The following is a 22,501-nucleotide window of genomic DNA, read 5'->3' on the forward strand; positions in this document are numbered from 1 at the left end:
GGAGGCAGTGACAATGGTCATAGCCTTATTCTCTCTGTGTCCTTTGTGTCTTTATGCCCCGGTTGTTCCGGCAGGCAGCAGGTTCTCCTCTACAGGCGGGCAGAAGGGTCACCATGACCCTTCTGCCCGTACACACATTACTTCCGAATACCGAGCTGTTTGATCAGCTCACGGTACTTGACGATATCTTTCTTCTGCAGGTACTTCAACAAGTTTCTGCGCTGACCGACCAGCTTCAACAGCCCGCGGCGGGAGTGATGATCCTTGCTGTGGGTCTTGAAATGATCGGTCAGATATTGGATCCGATCCGTCAACAGGGCAATCTGGACCTCACAGGATCCGGTATCACTGCCATGGGTTTTATACTGTTCGATAATCTCTTTCTTCTTGGCTGTTGCCTGTGCCATTACGCACCTCCGTTTTTCCTTCTGCTGCCAGCAAAGCGTGTGCCCTCGGCCTTGGCTGGAGTCTGGATAAGTTGCCCTTTACGATGCAGTCAGAGGGTTGACTGTACCAGGACAGGTAAAGCTGTTGTCTCTTGTTTCCCGGGCCTTGCCGGGATGATTCGCGTGGCTGTCAGGAAGCCGCTGCCGCGGGAGGCGAAGACTCCCCCTCCCCGGGGACAGCCGGTGGCTGCTCAAGCCGGGCCAGGGTCTCTTCAACGGAAGAGACGGCAGCCATGGCCCGGGGGTAGGCATCCTCGCCCACCAGCTCGTCACCGGAGAGCGCCTCGGTCACAACAAAAGGGCCGCTGGCGGTTCGGCGCAGCGCCCTCAGATGGGCGCCGCAGCCCAACTTCCTGCCGATATCTGCAGCCAGCACCCGGATATAGGTGCCGCGGCTGCAGCTGACCTCGATCTCAAGCCGCTCGCCCTGGAAGGCCAGACAGCGCAGGGAGTAGATCTCGATGGGCTTGGGATCCTTGGTGATCATGATCCCCTTTCTGGCATAGTGATAGAGCGGTTTACCCTTGTATTTGGCAGCCGAAAAGGGCGGCGGCGCCTGCAGCTGCGGGCCGACAAAGGTCTTGAGGCAGGCATCGATCTCGGCCCGGGAAAAGGCAGCCACCTCGCGGGTGGCCGTGACCTCGCCTTCCGGATCCTGGGTGGTGGTCTCCACCCCCAGCTGGAGGGTGGCCTGATAGGTCTTGGTCCCAGCCATGAAACGATCGATCTCCCTGGTTGCCGGCCGGCCCACGCAGATCACCAGCAGGCCGCTGGCAAAGGGATCCAGGGTGCCGGCATGACCGACCTTCTTGATGCCAAAGAGCCGTCTGACCCGGGCCACCATGGCAAAGGAGGTCACCCCCACCGGCTTATCCACCAGGAGCACCCCGGCACTGAAGACCGCCGCGTCGCTTCCAGGGGCGTCTACTGTGAGGCTCTTCAATCCATCGCCTGCTCAAGAAGGGGAACCAGCAACTCCTGCAGCTCTGCAAAGCCCTTGCCGTGCCAGCGAAAACCGCTGGCGTTACGATGACCGCCGCCGCCAAAGCCTGCAGCAACCACCGCCACATCACACTTGCCCTTGGCGCGCATACTCACCGAGATCAGGCCGCGGTTGACCTCTTTCAGGAACACGGCCACCCGGACCGAACGCACCGAACGGGGCAGATTGATAAAATGTTCGGTATCTTCCATGGTGGTGTAGGTGCGTTCCAGCATATTCTGGGTCACCCTGATCACGGCAATGCGGTCCCGGTTGAACATCTCCAGGGTGGCCAGGACCTCCTGCATCAGCTGCAGTCGGCCCAGGGTATAGTTATCGTAGAGGCTGGAGGAGACCTGTTCCGGCTGGACCCCCCGCTGGATCAGGGCCCGGGCCACATCCATGGTGTGGGCACTGGTGGAGGAGTATTTAAAGGAGCCGGTATCCGTGGTGATGGCCACATAGAGACACTCTGCCGCCTCCTCGGAGACCTCCGCCCCCAGGGCAGTGGCCAGATCATAGACCATCTCGCCGGTGGAGGAACGCCCGGATTCGACCCAGTTAATATCGCCGAAGCCAGGGTTGCCCTGATGATGATCAATCACCGCAAAGGGACGAATCTTCTCCAACACCCCGTGATTCTTGCCCAGCCGGCCCCGGTCCCCGCAATCCAGACTGATGGCCAGGATACTCTCCCCGGCCTCTCTGCGGAAGGCTGCAAGGTCGCTCAACTCGGTGCGCACCGCACTGCAACCGGGCAGGAATCGATAGAGCGGGGTCACCGGCTGTTCCAGATAGGCAAAGACCCTTTTCCCCATCTGCTCCAGGATATCGCTCAGCCCCAGCAGTGAGCCCATCGCATCACCGTCGGGGTTGATGTGGGTGGCCAGGACGATGTTGTCCGCCTGGGCAATGGCACGGATCAGCGCTTCAGGAACCTTCATCGCCCTTTTCCCTGTCGATTTGACGAAAGAGCTCATCGATGCGGTCCACCTCCTCCTGCTGCTCATCATAGAAGAAGAGCAGATCCGGGGTGTAGCGCAGATCAAGGGCCTTGGCCAGGTGGCTGCGGAAGAAGCCCTTGGCCTTGAGCATCGCCTTCTTGGCAGCCTTGATGTCGGCGCCTCCGGAGACGATGAAGTAGACCTTGGCCTGCTTCAGGTCCGGGGTCGCCATCACATGGGAGATACTGACCTCGGCCAGTCTGGGGTCACTCACCGTCTGAAGAAGCAGCACCGACAACTCGTTTTTTATAGCCTCTGCCACCCGTTTGGGGCGGGAACTTTCCGGCTTTCCCAGCCCCGGCAGCGTAAAATCAAAATCCATGGCACCTGCCTGCTTGCTTAGAGGGTGGCCTCGACTTCATCGAGGACAAAGGCCTCCAGATTGTCGCCCAGCTTGATATCGTTAAAGTTCTCCACACCGATACCACATTCGTAGCCGGTGAGCACCTCTTTGACATCATCTTTGAAGCGCTTCAGCGAACTGATCTTGCCGGTATAGATGACCACACCGTCTCGCACCACCCGTACCCCGGCGTTACGCTCGATCTTGCCGTCGATCACCGAACAGCCGGCAATGATGCCCACCTTGGGTACCTGGAAGGTATCGCGGACCTCGGCGGTACCGATGACCCGCTCCTCAAAGGTCGGATCAAGCATCCCCACCATGGCCTTCTCAATATCTTCCAGGGCATGGTAGATAACGTCGTAGGAACGGATATCAACCTGCTCCCGCTCGGCCAGTTCCTTGACCTTGACGCTGGGCCGAACATTGAAACCGATGATAATGGCATCAGAAGCCGCGGCCAGATGGACATCGTTGTCCGTGACCGAACCGGTACCCTCATGGAGGACCCGCACCTTGATCTCCGAGGTGGACAGCTTCTCGGCAGACTGACCAAAGGCCTGGAGCGTACCCTGGACATCGGCCCGCAGGATCATCCGCAGTTCCTTGACATCCTGTTCGGCCATCTTCTCAAAGAGGTTATCCAGGGAGACCTTGGAGGCCGAGGCCAGCTCGGTTTCGCGGGCCTTGTGCTGGCGCGAGCCAGAGAGGGCCTTGGCCATCTTCTCGTTGGAAAGGACCAGGAACTCATCACCGGCCTGGGGCACCCCGGAGATGCCCTGCACCTCCACCGGGATGGCCGGACCGGCTTCACTGACATGTTCGCCGCGCTCGTTGATCAGCATCCGGACCTTACCGTTAAACATGCCGGCCACAAAGTTGTCTCCAACCCGCAGGGTTCCCTCCTGGACCAGGACCGTGGCCACCGGACCGCGCCCCTTGTGGAGCTGGGCCTCGATCACGGTACCCTTGGCCTTACGCACAGGGTCAGCCTTGAGCTCCAGAATCTCGGCCTGGAGCTGGATGGCCTCCAGCAGGTCGGTGATCCCGAGCCCCTTCTTGGCCGAGGTCTCACAGTAGATGGTACTGCCGCCCCACTCTTCGGGCAGAAGATCAAACTCTCCCAGCTCCCGTTTGACCCGCTCGGGATTGGCATTATCCTTATCGATTTTGTTGACCGCAACCACGATGGGTACCTCTGCGGCCTTGGAGTGGGCAATGGCCTCCTTGGTCTGATCCATGACGCCATCATCGGCAGCCACCACCAGCACCACGATATCGGTCACCTTGGCACCGCGGGAACGCATCTCGGTAAAGGCGGCATGACCGGGGGTATCGACAAAGGTCAGGTCGCCGGAGGGCGACTGGACGTGGTAGGCGCCGATATGCTGGGTAATGCCGCCGGCTTCGCCTTCGGCCACATCGGTCTTGCGGATGGCATCCAGGATCGAGGTCTTACCGTGATCGACGTGTCCCATGACCGTGACCACCGGCGGACGGGACTTGGCCTCTCCACCCTTCTCCTCCTCCTTCTCCTGGAAGGCCTCCATCTCCAACTCTTCGGTCATGGCCTGTTCGATCTCATAGCCGAAATCGGTGGCCACCAGGGTGGCGGTATCAAAATCCAAGGCCTGGTTCAGGGTTGCCATCAGCCCGAGTTTCATCAGGGCAGTGATCACCTCATTGGCCTTGACCCCCATCCGCTTGGCCAGATCACCAACACTGATGGTCTCGACGATCTTAATCCGCCGCTTGATGGCCTTGGCCTCTGCCACCGGTGCCTGGGCGGCCCGCTCCTTGCGACCGCCATCTCTTCTCTTCTTGCCCTTGCGGGGACGCATGAACTCCACATCCCCGTTACGGGAGAAGCTCACCTTGTTGCGGCCCTTTTTACCACCCTTGGCACCCTTCTTGGCGCGATCGTCTTCCGACTGGATCGCGACCACCCGTTTGCCCTTCTTCTTGCCCTTGGCCGCGATCTGGGCCGGATCCTCGGCCACCGCACCCGGTCCTGCAGGCCGCCTGGATACGGGCCGGGCCGGACGACGGGCCGGACGCGGTCTCTTTTCTGTGGGTGTGGGGATCTCCACCCGGCCGATGACCTTGGCCAGCTTTCGATTCTCCCTGAGGGCGGGTTTGACGATCACCTTGGCCTTCTCTGCCGGCTTCTCCTCCTGGGGGGGGACTTCCGGCTGCCCTTTTTCGGCAGCAGCTTCCTCCACGGCAGGCGATTCGGCCACGGCCGCTGCCCCCTCTTTGCCGGCTGCCTGGTCGTCGGCTGCCGCCTGGAGGGGCTCTTCAGCCGCCTCGGCCTGCTCAGGAGCCGCCTCCTCCCGGGAGGGTTCACGCTCCTGTTCAGGCTCAGCTGCGACGCTCTCCTCCCCGGGCTCATGGACGTCATGGTCCTCTGCGACATCCACGCCGGCAGGTTCGAGCAGTTCGCTGCCCGTTTCCTCAGGCTCATCGCTCGCACGATCCAGGGCTTCCAGGGCCTCCTGTCGTTCCAGGGCCTCCTGGGCCTCTAAGGCTTCACTCTCCTCAGCCTCGACCTTGCGCTGAGCTTCCTCTTTCTGTGCCTTGGAGCGACGTCGTACAACCGTACTGGTTCGCTTCTTCACGGTTGTAGCACGTTCTTTCAAATCAATCCGTCCTTCGCTGACGCCTATCACATCGTCACTCTGAATTTTTCGGCGGATATCCGCGGCCATATCATCATCGACTGTCGAGCTGTGACTTTTGATAGGGTATCCCATTGCTATCAGCTTATCAGCCAGTTCCTTACTCTTCAACCCGGCTTCTTTTGCCAGTTCATACACACGGACCCTACTCATTGCATGCTCCTGTCTTCGTTAACGCGTCAGCCATTCAAACGCAACGCGCGTTTCAGCACTTTCTTGTTTTTTTCCAGCCTTTGACGACAGCGGGCATCATCGCAGCAGTACACACCGCGGCCCCTCAATGTCCGTCCATGGTCAACCGTCAGCTGTTGGTTGACCAACCCCAGCCGGATCAAGTCTTTCTGGGCTCTTTTCTTACCACAGCCACGACATGTCCGTTCCGGGAGATGTCCTCTTCTCAAGGCATCTCCCCGTCAACTTCCCGAACATCGGGATCATCCTCTGCAGCCCCCGACTCGCCGGGCTCCGCCTCGGCTTCCTCTTCGACCGACACCGCCGACGGCTCTGCCTCGTCGTCGTTGGCCGTTTCAGCTTCTCCACCGACTGGAGCAGCTGTTGCATCTGCATCTTCTTCAACAGGCGCCTCCTCCTCTTCGACGGCAGGCTCTGCTTCGACCGCCGGCTCAGCTTCGACCGCCGGCTCAGCCCCGTCCTCATCGCTGAGTTCCGGAGCCGGAACCAGGGCCGCGTTCTCCAGGATCATCCCGGCCTTCTCCTCATCCAGCCGGGCCAGATCCATCAAACGCTCCGGCTCCAAGGCAGCCAGCACGACCGAGCTGGTAACCCCGGCTGCGAAGAGACGATCGGCCATGGACTCATCAACACCTTCCACCGCAACCAGACTCTGATAGCCCGGCTGCTCCAGGTTGGCATAGCGCTGTTCACTCTTGACATCGATCCGCCAGCTCAACAGGCGCGAGGCCAGGCGTACATTCTGCCCCTGACGGCCGATGGCCAGGGAGAGCTGGTCATCGGGGACCACCACCAACAGCGACTTCCGGTCCTCATCTACGATCACCATGGAGACCTCTGCCGGCGCCAGGGCGTTATAGACATACTTGGCAGGATCAGGGCTCCAGGGAACGATATCGATCCGCTCTCCCTGCAGTTCCTGAACCACGTTCTGGACCCTTGAGCCCTTCAAGCCGACGCAGGCGCCGACAGGATCCACATCAGACTCGATGGAGGAGACCGCTATCTTGGCCCGAAACCCAGGCTCCCGACTGGCGCCCATGATCTTGACGATACCTTCGGCTATCTCTGGGACCTCCATCTCAAACAGCTTCATCAGAAACTCGTTACAGGTCCGGCTCAACACCAGCTGGGCATCCCTGGAGTCCTGACGGACCTCCTGGAGGTAGGCGCGAATCCGGTCGCCCTGTTTAAAGGAGCGCTTGGGGATCTGACCTTCACGGGGCAGGACCGCATCGGTCCGCCCCAGGTTGATGACCATGTTACCCCGCTCAAAGCGCTGGACAATACCGTTGACCACGCTCCCCTCACGATCCCGGAACATCTCGTAAATGACATCCCGTTCCGCATCACGCATTCGATGGATGATCACCTGCTTGGCAGATTGAGCGGCAATGCGTCCCAGGTCGGCAATCTTGTCCATCTTTTCGCCGAGGTCATCATCCAACTCGATCTCTGCATCCAGACGGCGGGCATCTTCCAGACAGATCTCGGTCTCCTCGTCATAGACCTCATCGACCACGGTGCGATACTGAAAGACCTCGATCTCGCCCAGGTCCTCACTGAACTGTACCTCTATGTCCCGGCGACTGCCATATTTCTTGCGCACCGCAGAACGGACCGCCTCTTCGATGGCGTCCACCAGCAAGTCCCTATCGATGCCCTTATCTCTACAAATCTGATCGATGATTCGCTTCAGGTTTTCTGTCCCTACCATTTTTTCACTCCAGCTCCGACAATCGTCCTCGTCCTGTTGACTGTCTTGGCATAATCAATTAGCCGGCACTCACCGTCATAACATCAGACGGGCCTTGGAAATATTCTCCAGCTCCAGCAGGAGGTTCTCGCCGTCCGACTCCAGAACCACCGCCTGTTCTTCGACCCCCTGCAGCACACCGGTGAACACCTTCTGGCCGTCAATGGGCTGGCGCAGCTTCAGTCTCGCTTTTTTACCGGCAAAGCGAACAAAATCCTTGGCCGTCTTCAGCGGCCGCTCCGCTCCGGGTGAGGAGACCTCCAGATGGTAGGCATGATCGATCAACTCCTCCACCTCAAGATAGGCGCTGACCTCCCGGCTGACACTGGCACAGTCGTCTATGGAGACGCCCTGCTCTTTATCTATAAAAAGTCGTAACACCCAGCCATGACCTTCGCGCCGGTACTGGACCTCTACCAGCTCAAGCTCCATCTCTGCCAGCAGCGGCTCGGCAAAGGCGACAATGGCCTCAATAATATGATGTTCAGCAGCTTCCACAATCTTTCAGTCCCTGGGCAGAGGCGAAACTCGACTACTCCAACCTTGTCGGCACTCGCCCTACCCTACCAAAAAAGACAATAAAAAAAGCGGGCATTGCCCACTTTCACGTACACCTGATCCTTTGGCGTATGTCATACCAGACGGAGCTGATCCCACATCAGCTCGACATGGAGCGGGCAACGGGGCTCGAACCCGCGACCCCAAGCTTGGGAAGCTTGTACTCTACCAACTGAGCTACACCCGCTCTTTGCCTACCTAAAAACGTAATAATAGCCCAACAAAGGCCAATTGTCAAGCAACAACAAAATGATGGCCCACATTTCCCTCCACCCCCCCTCTGGAGCAGGGCTGAAAGGCAGAAAAAGCCCCTCCTCCGGCCAGGCGGCTGAGCTTCACCGCCCCCATTGACAGCCGGCCTGCTTCATGGGATAGTGGGATGGCAGGTTCGTCCCCTCTGCCCAGCCTCAGCCACCAGGAGCACCCCAGCGGTGAATCAGCAGCCATGTCTGACAACAGCCACCCCCCTACCCTGATCATCCGTCTCAGCCGGGTCGCCGCGGCGGTCATGCCCTCACTCCTCCAGGGTGGTTTCCTGCTGCCCCTCAACCAGGCAGCAAGCCTGGACTCGCTGCTCACCACCCTGCCCGGATTCTCTGCAAGCTACCTGGAAAAATCGGTCCAGACCGTCTTTATCAACGGCACTGCCGCCGACAGCCTGGGGCAGAAGGTCTATCCGGGCCAGACCCTGGCCCTTTCCGCAGCCATGCCCGGCCTCGCCGGCACCATCTTCCGCCGCAACAGCCCGCACAGCTCCCTGCGCAGCCAGGCCGGGACAGTCCCCTCCCGAAGCAGGGAGGAGGAATTCCAGCCGGGCCGAATCACCATCAAACTGTTTAACTCCATTGCCACGGACACGGCCTCCGCCCTGCTCTGCCAGGGCCTTCTCCTCAGCGGCAGGACCCTGGAGAAATTTCTGCGCAAACGCCGGGCAAGCCTGGAACAGAGCCTTCAACAGACCGGCTTCCGGGGGCGCAGGCTCTCCTATCCGGAGCTCATCCAGGCCTGTGGAGCCGTCCCGGAACTACATCTCAGGGTCCTGATCCAGGACGCCGGATGAGCAGGGTGCCATTCCCGCGTTTACCGGACTGCAGTTTTGAGGTATAAGCAGGCCATGGACGTCATCACCACCCACATCAATGCCGACTTCGACAGCCTGGCCGCCATGATCGCTGCCAAGCGTCTCTACCCCCGGGCAGAGCTGATCTTTCCCGGCTCCCAGGAAAAATCCGTACGCGACTACCTGGCCCAAGAGTTTCGCAACATCTATGCCTTTAGGAAGGCCAAGCATATTGACTTGGGCCAGGTCCGACGATTGATCGTGGTCGATACCCGACAACGGGAGCGGATCGGCGAACTCGGCGTCTGCCTGGATAACCCCAGGATTGAGGTCCACCTCTTTGACCACCACCCGGACACGGCCACGGATATCCGGGGCGACTATCAGCAGGTGGAAAATCTGGGCTCCACCACCACCCTCTTTACCCGAATCTTCCAGGAACAGCAGATCGCCCCCAGCCCCGAAGAGGCCACCCTGATGGCCCTGGGCATCTATCAGGACACCGGCAACTTCCTCCACTCCACCACCCGCCCCGAAGACCTCCAGGCAGCGGCCTGGCTGCTCGCCCACGGCGCCAACCTGGACGTGGTCACCCAGTTTGTCTCCAGGGAACTGGATGCCCAACAGGTCAACCTCCTGGGCAGGCTGCTCAACAACGCCACCTCCTACCCCATCGGCTCGGCCAACGTGGTCCTTTCCAAGCTGATCCTGGCAGAGTATGTGGATGATTTTGCCGTTATTGTCCAGCGGATGATGGTGATGGAAAACATCGACGTCCTCTTTGGCCTGATCAGCATGGGGGAGCGGATCTACCTGATCGCCCGGAGCAGGATCCCAGAGGTCAACGTGGGCAGCATGGCCCGGGCCTTTGGCGGCGGAGGCCATGCCTCGGCCGCAGCCGCTACGGTCCGGGAGATGACCCTGTTCGAGGCAGAGGAGAAGCTGATCCAGCTGCTCCATCAGCATATCCGCCCCAAGGCCATTGCCGGCGAGCTGATGTCTTCCCCGGTCATCGCCGTCACCCCTGAGCTCACCATTGATCAGGCCAACAGCCTGATGACCCGTTACAACGTCACGGTCCTGCCGGTGACCGAACGGCGCGGCAACCTGGAGAGCGGCGAGCGCCCGGCCGGCCTCCTGGGGATGATCTCCAGGATGGTGGCGGAAAAGGCCATCTTTCACAAGCTCGGCAGCCGGCCGGTGGCCGACTACATGACCACCGAGATCGCCACCCTGACCGAAAAGGCCACCCTGGCGGATATCCAGGAGCTGATCATCGCCCACCGCCAACGGATGATCCCCATCATCCGCTCCAGGGAGATCATGGGAGTGATCACCCGCACCGACCTGCTCAACCTGCTGGTGAGCGATCCGGCCAACCTCTCCAGCGAGCTGCTCCAGGAGGACGAGCGACCGTCGACCAAACGCACCCGCAACCTGAGCAACACCATGAGCCAGGTTCTCTCCCGGGAGGTGATGGTGCTGCTCCAGGATATCGGCGAGAGCGCCACCCAGATGGGCTGCAACGCCTTTGTGGCCGGCGGCTTTGTCCGCGACCTGCTGCTCCACACCAGCAACAACGATATCGATATCGTCGTCGAGGGGGACGGCATCGCCTTTGCCAAGAGCTATGCCAGGAAACATGACGCCCAGGTCAGGACCCATGAAAAGTTTGCCACGGCCACGGTGATCTTCCCCGATGGCACCCGGATCGACGTGGCCACGGCCCGGCTCGAGTACTACGATCATCCTGCGGCCAGACCCAACGTGGAGCTCAGCTCCATCAAGCTGGACCTCTACCGCCGCGACTTTACCATCAACTCCATGGCGATCCAGCTCAATCCGGATCGCTTCGGCAGCCTGGTGGATTACTTCAACAGCCAAAACGACCTCAAGGAACGCCGCATCCAGGTGCTCCACAACCTCAGCTTTGTGGAAGACCCCACCCGGATCTTCCGGGCCATCCGCTTTGAAGGACGCCTGGACTTCAAGATCACCCGCCACACCGAAAAACTGATCAAGAATGCGGTGGCCATGCAGCTCTTTGACCGCTTCAGCGAACCCCGCTTCTTCTATGAGCTCAAGCTGATCCTCTCGGAGGACAACCCTCTTCCGGCCCTGCGCCGCCTGGCAGCCTTCAAGCTCTTCCCCTTCCTCTGGCCGGATCTGCGTCCCAATCTGAAGATCGACCGGCGCTTCATCCATCTGGTCAGCCAGGCCAGCCGTTCGCTCTCCTGGTTCAAACTGCTCTACCTGCCCGATAAGATCGAGCCCTGGATGGTCTACCTGCTGGCGATCATGGGCCGCTCCAGAAGCAGAGAGCTGCTCAACTTCTGTGAACGTTTTTCCCTGGCCCCCAGGGAGCGTAAAAAACTGATCCAGCAGAAGAACGATGTGGAACGGATTGCCAAGGACATGCTCAAGCGCCCCTTTATGAAGCACAGCGAGATGTACTGGCTGCTGGGCGACCTGGACAACGAGGGGCTGCTCTACCTGATGACCATTGCCCGAAAACGGCACATTCAAAAGGCGGTCTCCCTCTTTGTCACCTCCCTGCGTCGGGAAAAGCCCCTGGTCAGCGGCGACGATCTCAAAGAGATGGGCTTCCGCCCCGGGCCGGAGTTCCGCTCCATGCTCAACCACCTGATCGAGCTCCAACTGGACGGCGAGGTAGAGAACCGCGAGCAGGCCCTCCACTTCATCCGCTCGACCTATCCGGTGACAGATCCCAGGCCCCTCTAGTTTCCGCCTAAAATCCGGCTCGCTTTTTACAGCTTCCTCCTTATGGTGTGAACAGACCACCCGGCCATCACCCCGAACCCTTAGCCCGTGCAGACCACCAGAAACCAGCCATGCAGATTCAAAGTTTTATCCAGCAACTCATTATCCTGGCCCCGCCCTTCCTCTTTGCCCTCACCCTCCATGAGCTGGCCCATGGCTATGTGGCCTACCACCTGGGGGACCCCACGGCAAAGAATGCCGGTCGCCTGACCCTCAACCCCCTGAAGCACCTGGACCCCCTGGGGGTGCTCGCCTTTATCATCATGAAGATCGGCTGGGCCAAACCGGTACCGGTCAACCCCAACTATTTCCGCAATCCCCAGCAGGGGATGTTGCTGGTCGCCCTGGCCGGACCAGGAGCCAACGTCATGCTGGCCATTGCCAGCGCCATCCTGGTCAAATTCCTGCTGGTGATCCCACCGCTGCCGATCTTCATCCTTCAACCCCTACTGAGCATGCTGGTGGCCAGCGTCTGGATCAACATCATGCTGGCGGTCTTCAACTGCCTGCCCATCCCGCCCCTGGACGGTTCCAAGGTGCTCCTGGGTCTGCTGCCCCCAGCAGCTGCCCGCAGCTTTGCCCGTTTGGAGCCCTTTGGTTTCATCCTGCTGCTGGCGCTGTTCTATACCGGCATCATTCCCAAGCTGATCATGCCCATCATCCGCTACTCCCACGATTTCCTCCTGGGATAGGCTGCGCCCTCAAGGGGCGGCGCCCCTCCCCACGCCCCTAAAAAAAAACGGACACAATCCAGCTTGCGTCCGCTTCCAGTCCCATCCAGCTCCCCTCCAGGGGAGCTGGAAAAGCCATTTTTTCAAGCTCCCCCTCGTCCGTTACAGCTTCCAGCTCAACCCTACGGTCACCAGATGGGCCAGGGCATCATCAAAGTTGCCGTCAATGATATCGTTTGTTCCCGCACGGCTCTCCTTATCATCGTAGAGATAGGCCAGCCCCAACTCCAGATCCTGGTTGACCCGGTAGCGCAGGCCAAGGGAGTAGAGCTTGGCATCGGAGTCGGGCAGCTCAAAGCCCAGGTGGGCATCAGGGGCCGGATTTTCATCGATGGCAAAACCGGCCATCAGGATCAGGTCATTTTGACAGTCATACTCCAGACTGATCCGATAGGTGTCGGTATCTGACCAGTTTCGCGCCAGGGGACGATCAAAGGCCGCGCTCAACACCGGATTCCCCAGGGGTACCGGATAATTGAAGTCCAACTGCTCGTACTCCGACCAGTAGGTCCGCTCGTACTCCAGCTCCACGGTGAGCTGCTCAAAAAAGGTATAGGCAGCGGCCAGGGAGAGCACCGCCGGCACCGGTATCGAGACCTCGGCATCGCCGCTGTAGCTTGCCGGCCCTGCCGAGGTCGCCAACTCGGCATGACCTGAAACCCCCAGATCCACCTTGGAGCGATAGGTCACGGCCAGACTCAAGGCCTCCATCGGCCGGGCGCTCATGGCCAGGTTGAAGCCGCCCTCCCAGCTGTCACCGTCCATGTCCCGACTGACCGTGTACCCGCCGGGAATCATGCCCGAACTCTTGACCTTGCCGTCGGCATAGAGGACCCGGAGTCCGGCAGCTACGGAAAACTGCTCACAGAACCTATAGGAGAGGGTGGGGTTGAGCTCAAAGACCTCGAGGGTAAACTCCTCGGCCGTGGTCCGGGGAAAGGGCTGCTTCCACTGCTTGGACAGACCGGCCGGAGCCGTGAGCGCAAGGCCCACCCGAAAGTCGCCATACTCCGGAGAAACGGCAAAGAATGTGGGCAGCAGGAAGTTCTCTTTCTCTGAGGCACCGTCAAAGGCCGGGGTCCGGTTGTCGCTATAGGAGATGGAGCCGAGATGAATCCAGGTGGCAGCCAACTCCAGCAGACCGCGATCCTCCTGCCAGGAGAGGTTGGCGGGGTTGTAGTAGGCGGCATCCGCCCCTGGGGTGTGGGCGACATAGCCGCCGGATCTGGCCGTTGCGTTCACGGACTGCTCAGGTATTCTCCAACCCGAGGCATGGGCGGAGCCTGCAGCCAGGATGAAGGCGCTTGCCAACACTACTCTCTTGTTCATCATACCCTCTCTTAAAATTTTGCCGTCTTCATTGCCGGCGAATACGGTCCCTTGCCCTGTTTAGAGCTGCATATTGCCTGCGTAGTAGAGATAGCGCTTGATCTTATGGGTTGCGGTCTTGATAAAGGGCTCGCGCCGCTCCAGGACCCGGGAAAGACGGGAAGAGGGGGGCACCTGCTCGTTGACGCTCAGCCGCATCTCCTCCAGCAGCGAGGCGATGAACTCGTGGCGCTGGGACCTGTTTTTACCGATGGTCCTACTGTCCACATACTCATAGTCCGGGTAGACCCAGGCCTCAAGCACCCCCCTATTCTCCACCACCAGGGATTCGACCACACAGGGATGAGCGTTGACCTTATGCTCAATGGGTTCCGGATAGACGTTTTCCCCGTTGGACATCACAATCACCGACTTGGAGCGCCCCCGGACATGGACATTGCCGGCCTCGTCGATCAGGCCCAGATCTCCGGTCTTGAGCCAGCCGTCTTCGCTGAAGCTCTCCCGGGTTGCCTCGGGATCGTTGAGGTAGCCCTGCATCACGTTGGGGCCGCGCACCTGGATCTCTCCCAACTCACCCTCCAGGCGGGCCTGTTCGATCCGGATCTCCACCCTGGGAATGGGCTTGCCGGCAGAGCCCAGGGCAACGCTGCTGTCGCCGTGCGGCCCGCCTGCCAGCAGCGGCGAGGTCTCGGTCAGGCCATAGCCGACCAGGAAGGGGAAGTCGGCATCACGCAGGAACTGCTCCACCTCGGGGTTGAGGGCAGCGCCACCGATGCCCATCAGGGTCAGCCGGCCGCCGAAAAAATCGGTCAACTTTTTGCCGATCTTGCGGTGCACCACCCTGCGCCCCATATTGAATCGGCAGGCAAAGGAGAGCAGCTTGCTCTTTTCCACTGCCGGCAGGATCCGCTTTTTATAGATCTTCTCGATAACCAGGGGCACCACCAGCATCACCTGGGGCCGCTCCTTGGCACAGATCCGCTGAAGAATCGCCGGAGTCGGCGTCTTGCCGGCATAGACCACCCGGCAGCCGCTCAGCAGGGGCAGGACAAAGCCCACGGTAAACTCATAGGTATGGGAGATGGGCAGCACCGACAAAAAGACCCATCCCGGCTGGATATCCATGACCCCGGCGGCAGAGTAGGCATTGGCACAGAGGTTGCCGTGGGTCAACATCACGGCCTTGGAAAAGCCCGATGTTCCGGAGGTAAAGAGGATGGAGGCCAACTCATCCCCATGGATCCGGGGAAAACTGAGCTTCTCCTCGGCGGCCTCGGCTCCGAAGCGGGCCATGGCCTCTGCCAAAAATGTGCTAAAGGGCTGCAGATCGAGCAGACCTGTGTTATCCTGATAGTCATCCAGGGTGACGATGGTGGTCAACTCGCGCTTGAGGTCATAGATCTTTTCCACCTGGCGCTGGCCCAGAAAAACCAGATCACACTGGGTCTCTCCCAGGATATGATGGACATCTGCCTCGGGCAGATCCGGAAAAACCGGCACAGCCCTGGCACCGAGCCGGACGATGGCCAGGTAGACCAGCCCCCACCAGTGGCAGTTTTCACTGAGCAGGGCAACCCGATCGCCACGCTCGACTCCCAGGTGGCGCAGGTAGGCGGCCAGAGCGAGGATCCGCTGGTGGAACTCCCCATAGCTCAGGGAGGGTTCCAGGGCCATGCCCACGGCCGGCAGGTCACGGAACCGTCGGCAGTTGATGTCAATCAGCTCATTGAGGGTGGCGGCATTCTCCTGGATCACCGGCAGATTTTCGGCAGCATGCTCCCCTGCAGGAGGAAGCTGCTGCTCGCCGGATATCCCTGGAGGACGGTTTGTGGTATCGCTCATAGTTTTCTCCGGGTACAGACCCCATCCATTATCAATTTTGGACTTTGTTACCACAAAGTGGAAGAGTTTTCAAAGAAAACGGCTCCAAAGGGCTTGACAGCGTACCAAGCCAGACTGTAAAATTTTTATTCTTTCCCTATCAAATTAATGACAGTCATCTCCATGCAACGGTGTATCTTTTCTCTCCTCCTTTTCTCTTTCTGGCTATGGCTTGTTCCGGCTCAGCTGACCTCGGCCGCCCCGCTGCCGATATTAAAGGCCGGCTCCAAAGTCAAGCCGCACACCGCTCCGCCAGCCAGCACCTCCAGTGGCCGACCACAGCCCGGCCAACAGGCCTTTGTCTCCCTGGGCCAGGCCATGAGTATCTCTCAGGTCAAGAGAAGGGTGGGCTCGCTCTCCAAGAGGGTCACCCTGCCCAGGATTAACAGGCAGATCAGCTCCAAGTGTGTGATGGTCATGGACGCCGACAGCGGCAGAACCCTCTATGCCCTCGCCCCGGATACCCCCCGCCAGCCGGCCTCCACCATCAAGGTACTCACCGGCAGCATTGCCCTTAAATCATTGCAAGACCAGGACCGGGTCGGCGTCAGTCGCAAGGCCTCACGGATGCCCCGTTCCAAGGTCTACCTGGATCCCAGGAAAAAATACCTGGCCGACGACCTGATCAACGCCGTCCTCCTGGCCTCGGCCAATGATGCCAGCGTGGCCCTGGCCGAAGAGATCGGCGGCGACGAACGCAAGTTCGCCCACATGATGAACCTGCGGGCCAAATTCTGGGGAGCCAAACGGACGATCTGCAAGACCGCCTCCGGCCTCACAGCCAGGGGCCAGCAGTCAACGGCGCGGGACCTGGCCAACATCTTCAGGCACGCCATGAAAGACCCGGAGTTCTCTCGCCGGATGTACAAACGCAAGGTCACGACCTCCGACGGCAAGACCCTCTACAACCACAACAAGGCCCTCTGGCGGGTACGTGGCACCCAGGGCGGGAAAACCGGCTATACGGCGGCAGCCCGTCAGACCTATGTGGGACAGTTCAGCAGAGACGGGGAGACCATCATCGTCGCCATCATGGGCAGCGAGACCATGTGGAGTGATGTCAAAAAACTGGTGGATTACGGCTTTCGCAAGAAACAGCAGATCCGGCTGGCCAGGGCCGAGTCAAGCGCCGCCAAAGAACAAACCAGCCTCAATTGAGGGAGACTTAAAAAAAAGGTTTGCACAGGGTTGTGCAAACCTTTTGTAAGAGTAGTTTGAAAGATGCGATCTTTCGATCAGGATCAGCTAAACGGATATTCCGAGGATAAAATTTTCGACAGAAGGCAGATCGAGATAAGGCAGAGATGGGAAAAAAAGGCAACTTTTCAAGCTCGCCTTGAGCCTTGACGGCTCGCCCCTGATCCCTCTCTCTGGCTAGACAGCCGGCGCGTCCTCTCCAAGCTGCTGAGTCACCAGATTCAGCAAGCTCTCGCGTTTAAAGGGCTTTTCCAGGGTGGCGATATCACCCAGATAGCCGGCCATGGTGAGGTAGCGCTCGGCCTTGATCGCGCCCCCCCCTGAAATAGCCAGGATCTTCAGCTCCGGATAATCACGGACAAGCTCCATGATAAACTTGAGCCCATCTTTAACCGGCATGATCATATCGGTGATAACCAGGTCAAAAAAATGCTGTCCGACCTGGGACATACCGTCCTCACCGTTTTCAGCGGTATGGACCTCGTAGCCTTCCTGCTCCAGCATCTGGGTTAACATGGTGCGAATCTGTTCTTCGTCGTCAACAACCAATATCCGTTTCAATTGACCTGCTCCCGATCAAAGGTTACTCAACACGTATATCGATATATCATACCCAGAATAGCGTTATCGCGCAATCCACCAAGTCACCTTTTTCCTATTTTTGCCCACGGCATAAGCGGCCGAACCCACCGGGAATTGTGCCGGAGGCCCAGAATGCCCGACCATGTTTATAATCCACAAACCAGTAACCTCCCGGCTTGCGGGTGGCGGCAACAAAGATAAAGGGTTGGGCCGGGGAGAAGCAGGGGTGGAGATAGAGGCCCCGCTCATTCATCTCCCGGCACATCAGGGAAAGCCCCTCTGCCATGGTGGGAATACGCCAGTCCCGGTAGCCGGCGAATCCAGCCTGATTGAGCTGCTCCACGGCTCGACGCATGGAGCGATTACTCATGATATCAAGACCCTCTCGCTGCCACATCAGCCCGGTCGCCTGATCGATGACGGTCTGGCCGTCGCCGCTGTCCAGCAGAGAGGCCTGATGGCTGCCCTCGGGGCTGCGTTCATGATCGACAAAATCATACTTCTTAATCAGGGCCACCACATCCTCCTCACTCAGTTCCGCCTCTGAGACGGACAGGGAGAGCGGCTCTGCCACTGCCTGCTGCTCACCCACCAGGGGCAGTCCCGCAGGCCCAAGCTCAGCAAGCATCTCCTCGTGAAGGGGGATGATCTTTGACTCATCATCACTCTCAAGGACGTTGGCGATCAGCCACTCCTTGAGCCGGGCATTGATGGGATGGGTCCGTTCAAACAGGGCCACCTTGCCCTGCTCACGGACACACTCCTCCACCAGCTCCTGGGGGGCCAGGATCTCGGCCACCACCCGGGCGTGCTTGATCCCACGCTCCATCAGACAGAGCTTTGCCACCTCTCCCCAGGCATCGATGAAGAAGTAATAGGTCCGCTCATTCTTGCTCCGGACCCGCTCAACGCCCCCCCAGCTTTCAAAGGTGCCAAAGGTGTACTCCGGAGTCATCTCCCAATCAACGGTCGGCGTACCAGGAATCTGCAATTTTTTAAACAGGCCCATAAATCCTCCATAAGAGTTTAGAAAAACCTTCGTTTCAGGTAGAGTACAGTGTATGCTTTCATCCTCTTTTATATAATGATTATTATTATCAGGTCAAGATGAAACATTATCATACCTATCCCGCCGGTGCTCCTCTGCCTCTGGGGGCCTCTTTGACCCCGAGGGGGGTCAACTTTGCCCTGTTCTCCAGAAACGCCACTGCCGTCTCTCTGGTGCTGGAGATCCCCCACTCCAGCCTTGAGCAGCAGGTAGAGCTTCCCCTGGATCCGGAGATCCACAAGACCGGGGACATCTGGCATATCCTGCTGCCGGCCCTGAAGCTCCCCATCTACTACGGCTACCGTGTTAAGGGGGAATTTGACCCCGAGGGCAGCGGCCATGCCTTTGACGACTCCCTGATCCTCCTGGATCCATACGCCAAGGAGCTACGCCCCTCCAACTGGGGAGAGCAAAACAGGGACCTGGGCAAAAAACCCTGCTGCTCCATCCATCAACCCGAGTACAACTGGGAGGGCGATCGTCCCCTCAATATCCCGCTCAAGGATTCCATCATCTACGAGACCCATGTCCGGGGCTTCAGCCAGGACCCCTCTGCCGGGGTCGCCAACCCGGGAACCTTCCAGGGACTCTGCGAAAAGATAGACTATCTCCGCGAGCTGGGCATCACCGCCGTTGAACTGATGCCGGTGACGGAGTTCAACGAGAATGAGTCGATCTTTGTCAATCCGGAGAGCGGCGAAGCCTTGAAGAATTACTGGGGCTACTCGCCCCTCTCCTTCTTTGCGCCCAAATCCGGCTACTGCGCTCCATGGAGCAACCCACTCAACGAGTTCCGTGACATGGTCAAGGCCCTGCACCGGGCCGGCATCGAGGTGATCCTCGACATTGTCTACAACCATACCGCAGAGGGCGGCATCGACGGCCCCACCACCAGTTTCAGGGGGATCGACAACACCATCTACTACCTCCTCGACCCCTGGACCCGAACCTACCTCAACTTTTCAGGCTGCGGCAACACCTGCAACTGCAACCACCCCATCGTCCGCAACCTGATCATCGATGCCCTCCACTGGTGGGTGATCGAGATGCATGTGGACGGCTTTCGTTTTGACCTGGCCTCCATCCTGGGGAGGGACTCCACCGGCGAGGTCCTGGCCAACCCGCCCATGGTGGAGATGATTGCCGAAGATCCGGTGCTGGCCAAGACCAAGATCATTGCCGAGGCCTGGGACGCAGCCGGCCTCTACCAGGTGGGCAGCTTTTCCACCCACCACCGCTGGGCCGAGTGGAACGGCCGCTTCCGGGACGATCTCCGCGCCTTCATCTGCGGCAACCAGGGCACGGTGGCCTCCCTGGCCACCCGCATCGCCGGCAGCTCAGACCTCTACCAGGCCCATAACCGCCGCCCCTGCAACTCGATCAACTTTATCACCAGCCATGACGGTTTTACCCTTGCCGACCTGGTCAGTTATGATAAAAAACATAATCAGATGAACGGGGAGGACAACCGGGACGGCGACAACCACAACCTCAGCTGGAACAGCGGAGTCGAGGGCCCCACCGCAGACCAGGCCATTCAAAGGCTCCGTTCCCGGCGCTGCCGGACACTGCTGGTGCTGCTCTTTGTCTCCCAGGGCGTCCCCATGCTGGTCGCAGGCGACGAGTTCGGCCGAAGTCAACAGGGCAACAACAATGCCTGGTGCCAGGATAATGAGCTCAGCTGGCTGGACTGGAGCCTGCTGGAGCGCAACAACCGGCTGTTTGCCTTTGTCCGTCAGTTGATCCGCCTGCGCCGTGAGCACGCGGTCTTTCGGCGAGACACCTTCTTTGTGACCAGGGAGAATGAAGACGAACCGCCCCATATCCCGGAGATCAGCTGGCACGGACTCCAGCCCGGGGTCCAGGACTGGTCGAGCGACTGTCACACCCTGGCCTTTATGCTCAACGGTCGTGGAGAGCAGGATGATGATTTTTATCTGCTCTTCAACGGCTCCCGCGGGGAGAGCCGGACCTTTACCGTTCCCGCCCCACCCCGTCGCCGCCGTCCACGGAGATGGAAGAAGATCATCGACACCGGCCTCTCGGGACCGGATGACTTCCAACAGCCGGAAGATGCAGAGGTGATCAGAAACGGTGCCCGGCTGAAGGTCGCCGCCATGGGCTGCGTGGTGTTACAATCCCGCTCAGGCGAACATAAACAGGACCTGGCCGGAGCAGAGCCGTCCCCCTCGGCAGCCACTGCCCGAGGACAGATAAGGGTACCTTGAAAAATGAAATTTCTCGCTCAAGCTCACGGCGCGCGATAAAGTTTACCCTAGGCATATATTTGATATTCCGAGGATAAAACTTTGAGCACAACGCCGAGATTGGAAGAAAAAGCTTTTTTCAAGGTGGCCATAAGCTATCAAGGAGAACTATGAAGACCATACTCATGCTGGGCGATTCACTGCTGGAATGGGGAGACTGGGAACGACTCCTGCCGGAGTTCAAGGTCAACAACCGGGGCATGGCCGGAGAGAGCTGCGAAGGGCTTGCCGGCCGACTGATCGGCGAGCTCAGCGAGGCGGAAGTCCCCCAGGCCATCCTCCTCCAGTCAGGGACCAATAACCTGCTGATGGGCTCGCCCCACTTCCCGGCAATCTTTGCCACCATGGTCCCCACCATCCGGGCATTTTTTGCAGAGCCGCCCATCATCATCAGCTCGCTGATGCCCATGCCCATCGTGCCGTCCCATGTGCTGGCCGAGGTCAACGACCAACTCAGGGAGATCAGTCAGCAGACCGAGAACTGCATCTTCCTGGACATGGTGCCGCCCTTTAACGAGCGCTGCCTGCCCATCACCCATCCCGGCTTTCTCAACGACCAGGTCCACCTCAGCACCAGGGGCTACCTGGTCTGGGCCGAGGAGATCAAAGCCTGCCTGAAAAAGGTGCTGGACTGAAATCGCTTCAATTGACAAGATCAGGGACAGGCCATATGAGTAATCGGATGCACCCGCAGTTTTAGAGCAAACAACATTCCGCGACAGGCCGCCCACAGGCGCCTGCCCGTACCTCCAGGAGAACAGTAATGAACCCTCTTTTTGTCACCCTCTGCGCCGCGGCCAGCCTGCTGCTGCCCCTGACCGCCCCCCCTGCCGGGGCCTTTCCCAAGGAAGATTCAGCAAAGCCGGATCAGGTCCGTCCGGCAGCAACCGTGCTCCAGGGCACGATCAGCGAAACCATGAACAGCGGGGGCTACACCTATCTCCGGCTCGACACGGCCCAGGGCAAGCTCTGGGTGGCCATCCCTGAGACCACCGTCAAAAAGGGGGCAGCGGTACAGGTTCTGCCGGGCATGAAGATGGAAGACTTTTCTTCCCGTAGCCTGAAACGCAGCTTTGCGACCATCATCTTTTCGCCGGGTCTGGTCGGTACCGCCCCGAACCGCGGAGCCAGCCCCCATGGCACCCCGCCGGCTGCTGCAAGCCCTGCAGCTGCTGCAGCTAAGGCAAGCACGGGTGGCGACAGTTTCTCCGCAGCCCTCCAGTCAGAGCGCAGCCGGCCGGCAGCCCCGCCAAAGGCTGGCGCCATGGCTCAGTCCCTGGGCAGCTCAGGGGCCATTGTCCCCTCGGCCGATATTCAGGTGGACAAGGCAGAGGGCGCGGACAGCTACACCGTGGGAGAATGTTTCAGCCAGGCCAGGGAGCTCAACAACCAGACCGTGACCATTCGCGGCAAGGTGATGAAGGTCTCCCCGAGGATCATGGGCAAGAACTGGGTCCACCTCCAGGACGGCAGCGGCAGCCCGATGAAAAACACCCATGACCTGGTGATCACCACCCAGGCCCTGCCCAAGCCGGATACAGTGGTCACCTTCCGGGGCACCCTCCATGCTGACCGGGATTTCGGGGCAGGCTATCGCTATGCGGTGATCGTTGAGGAGGCGACCCTGCTTTAGGCGGCCGGGGCGAGGCTGCAGGACAACAGGTAG

The 22,501-nt window shown here is 59.6% G+C and carries 19 protein-coding genes and 1 tRNA gene; 7 read left to right on the forward strand and 13 right to left on the reverse strand.

Annotated elements, in window-relative coordinates; translation table 11 throughout:
• Window positions 1–137 precede the first annotated feature (137 nt).
• The 9 genes from rpsO to G494_RS0104485 form a co-directional block, all read right to left on the reverse strand.
• Complete coding sequence (gene rpsO, locus G494_RS0104450; protein WP_028583572.1) at window positions 138–407, reverse strand: 30S ribosomal protein S15; 270 nt, start codon at window positions 405–407, stop codon at window positions 138–140.
• 169 nt (window positions 408–576) lie between these two features.
• Window positions 577–1,389 (reverse strand): tRNA pseudouridine(55) synthase TruB, encoded by an 813-nt coding sequence (gene truB, locus G494_RS21880; RefSeq protein WP_051305377.1) that lies wholly within the window; start codon window positions 1,387–1,389, stop codon window positions 577–579.
• On the reverse strand, window positions 1,386–2,372 hold the full coding sequence (locus G494_RS0104460) for a DHH family phosphoesterase (RefSeq protein WP_028583573.1): 987 nt from the start codon (window positions 2,370–2,372) through the stop codon (window positions 1,386–1,388). The genes truB and G494_RS0104460 overlap by 4 nt, the downstream gene beginning before the upstream one ends.
• Window positions 2,359–2,754, reverse strand: coding sequence for a 30S ribosome-binding factor RbfA (rbfA, locus tag G494_RS0104465; RefSeq protein ID WP_051305378.1), 396 nt, complete (start codon window positions 2,752–2,754; stop codon window positions 2,359–2,361). The genes G494_RS0104460 and rbfA overlap by 14 nt, the downstream gene beginning before the upstream one ends.
• 17 nt (window positions 2,755–2,771) lie before the next feature.
• Window positions 2,772–5,606 carry a translation initiation factor IF-2 gene (gene infB, locus G494_RS0104470; RefSeq protein ID WP_028583575.1) on the reverse strand — a complete coding sequence of 945 codons (2,835 nt, stop codon included), beginning with the start codon at window positions 5,604–5,606 and terminating at the stop codon, window positions 2,772–2,774.
• Window positions 5,607–5,632: 26 nt separating this feature from the next.
• A complete protein-coding gene (locus G494_RS28045; RefSeq protein WP_084456383.1) occupies window positions 5,633–5,854 on the reverse strand; it encodes a YlxR family protein in 222 nt (73 codons plus the stop codon).
• Window positions 5,851–7,362 (reverse strand): transcription termination factor NusA, encoded by a 1,512-nt coding sequence (nusA, locus tag G494_RS0104475; protein ID WP_028583576.1) that lies wholly within the window; start codon window positions 7,360–7,362, stop codon window positions 5,851–5,853. Before nusA ends, G494_RS28045 begins: the two co-directional genes overlap by 4 nt.
• 75 nt (window positions 7,363–7,437) lie before the next feature.
• On the reverse strand, window positions 7,438–7,899 hold the full coding sequence (locus tag G494_RS0104480; RefSeq protein WP_232362481.1) for a ribosome maturation factor RimP: 462 nt from the start codon (window positions 7,897–7,899) through the stop codon (window positions 7,438–7,440).
• A gap of 171 nt (window positions 7,900–8,070) precedes the next feature.
• Window positions 8,071–8,146, reverse strand: a tRNA-Gly gene (locus G494_RS0104485).
• 192 nt (window positions 8,147–8,338) lie between these two features.
• On the opposite strand from G494_RS0104485, the gene G494_RS0104495 reads away from it, so the two are divergent.
• From G494_RS0104495 to G494_RS0104505, 3 genes are all read left to right on the forward strand, one after another.
• Window positions 8,339–9,019, forward strand: a complete 681-nt coding sequence (locus tag G494_RS0104495; RefSeq protein WP_153305758.1) for a hypothetical protein — start codon at window positions 8,339–8,341, stop codon at window positions 9,017–9,019.
• A 54-nt stretch (window positions 9,020–9,073) separates the two neighbouring features.
• On the forward strand, window positions 9,074–11,761 hold the full coding sequence (locus tag G494_RS0104500; protein WP_028583579.1) for a CBS domain-containing protein: 2,688 nt from the start codon (window positions 9,074–9,076) through the stop codon (window positions 11,759–11,761).
• A 110-nt stretch (window positions 11,762–11,871) separates the two neighbouring features.
• The gene (locus G494_RS0104505) at window positions 11,872–12,492 is read left to right on the forward strand and encodes a site-2 protease family protein (RefSeq protein ID WP_028583580.1); all 621 of its coding nucleotides are present in this window, start codon (window positions 11,872–11,874) and stop codon (window positions 12,490–12,492) included.
• A 141-nt stretch (window positions 12,493–12,633) separates the two neighbouring features.
• Here G494_RS0104505 and G494_RS0104510 read toward each other — a convergent pair whose 3' ends face one another.
• Both G494_RS0104510 and G494_RS21885 read right to left on the reverse strand, forming a co-directional pair.
• Window positions 12,634–13,863: an OmpP1/FadL family transporter gene (locus tag G494_RS0104510; protein WP_232362482.1), complete on the reverse strand. Its 1,230-nt coding sequence runs from the start codon at window positions 13,861–13,863 to the stop codon at window positions 12,634–12,636.
• Between the two features lie 57 nt (window positions 13,864–13,920).
• Window positions 13,921–15,702 (reverse strand): AMP-binding protein, encoded by a 1,782-nt coding sequence (locus G494_RS21885; protein WP_084456385.1) that lies wholly within the window; start codon window positions 15,700–15,702, stop codon window positions 13,921–13,923.
• A 357-nt stretch (window positions 15,703–16,059) separates the two neighbouring features.
• Here G494_RS21885 and G494_RS21890 point away from each other — a divergent pair, with 357 nt between their 5' ends.
• On the forward strand, window positions 16,060–16,899 hold the full coding sequence (locus G494_RS21890; protein ID WP_232362483.1) for a D-alanyl-D-alanine carboxypeptidase family protein: 840 nt from the start codon (window positions 16,060–16,062) through the stop codon (window positions 16,897–16,899).
• Between the two features lie 216 nt (window positions 16,900–17,115).
• On the opposite strand, the gene G494_RS0104525 is transcribed toward G494_RS21890, so the two are convergent.
• Window positions 17,116–17,499, reverse strand: a complete 384-nt coding sequence (locus G494_RS0104525; RefSeq protein WP_028583582.1) for a response regulator — start codon at window positions 17,497–17,499, stop codon at window positions 17,116–17,118.
• A gap of 94 nt (window positions 17,500–17,593) precedes the next feature.
• The gene (locus G494_RS0104530) at window positions 17,594–18,529 is read right to left on the reverse strand and encodes an Lcl C-terminal domain-containing protein (protein WP_028583583.1); all 936 of its coding nucleotides are present in this window, start codon (window positions 18,527–18,529) and stop codon (window positions 17,594–17,596) included.
• A gap of 98 nt (window positions 18,530–18,627) precedes the next feature.
• Between G494_RS0104530 and glgX the strand changes: the two genes are divergently transcribed.
• The 3 genes from glgX to G494_RS0104545 all read left to right on the forward strand — a co-directional run bounded on the left by glgX (window position 18,628) and on the right by G494_RS0104545 (window position 22,468).
• Window positions 18,628–20,796: a glycogen debranching protein GlgX gene (gene glgX / locus G494_RS21895; protein ID WP_084456388.1), complete on the forward strand. Its 2,169-nt coding sequence runs from the start codon at window positions 18,628–18,630 to the stop codon at window positions 20,794–20,796.
• Window positions 20,797–20,945: 149 nt separating this feature from the next.
• A complete protein-coding gene (locus tag G494_RS0104540) occupies window positions 20,946–21,470 on the forward strand; it encodes a GDSL-type esterase/lipase family protein (protein ID WP_028583584.1) in 525 nt (174 codons plus the stop codon).
• A 128-nt stretch (window positions 21,471–21,598) separates the two neighbouring features.
• Window positions 21,599–22,468 carry a hypothetical protein gene (locus G494_RS0104545; protein ID WP_028583585.1) on the forward strand — a complete coding sequence of 290 codons (870 nt, stop codon included), beginning with the start codon at window positions 21,599–21,601 and terminating at the stop codon, window positions 22,466–22,468.
• Window positions 22,469–22,501: the final 33 nt, after the last annotated feature.

It is taken from the genome of Desulfogranum mediterraneum DSM 13871, assembly GCF_000429965.1.
Lineage (GTDB): Bacteria > Desulfobacterota > Desulfobulbia > Desulfobulbales > Desulfobulbaceae > Desulfogranum > Desulfogranum mediterraneum.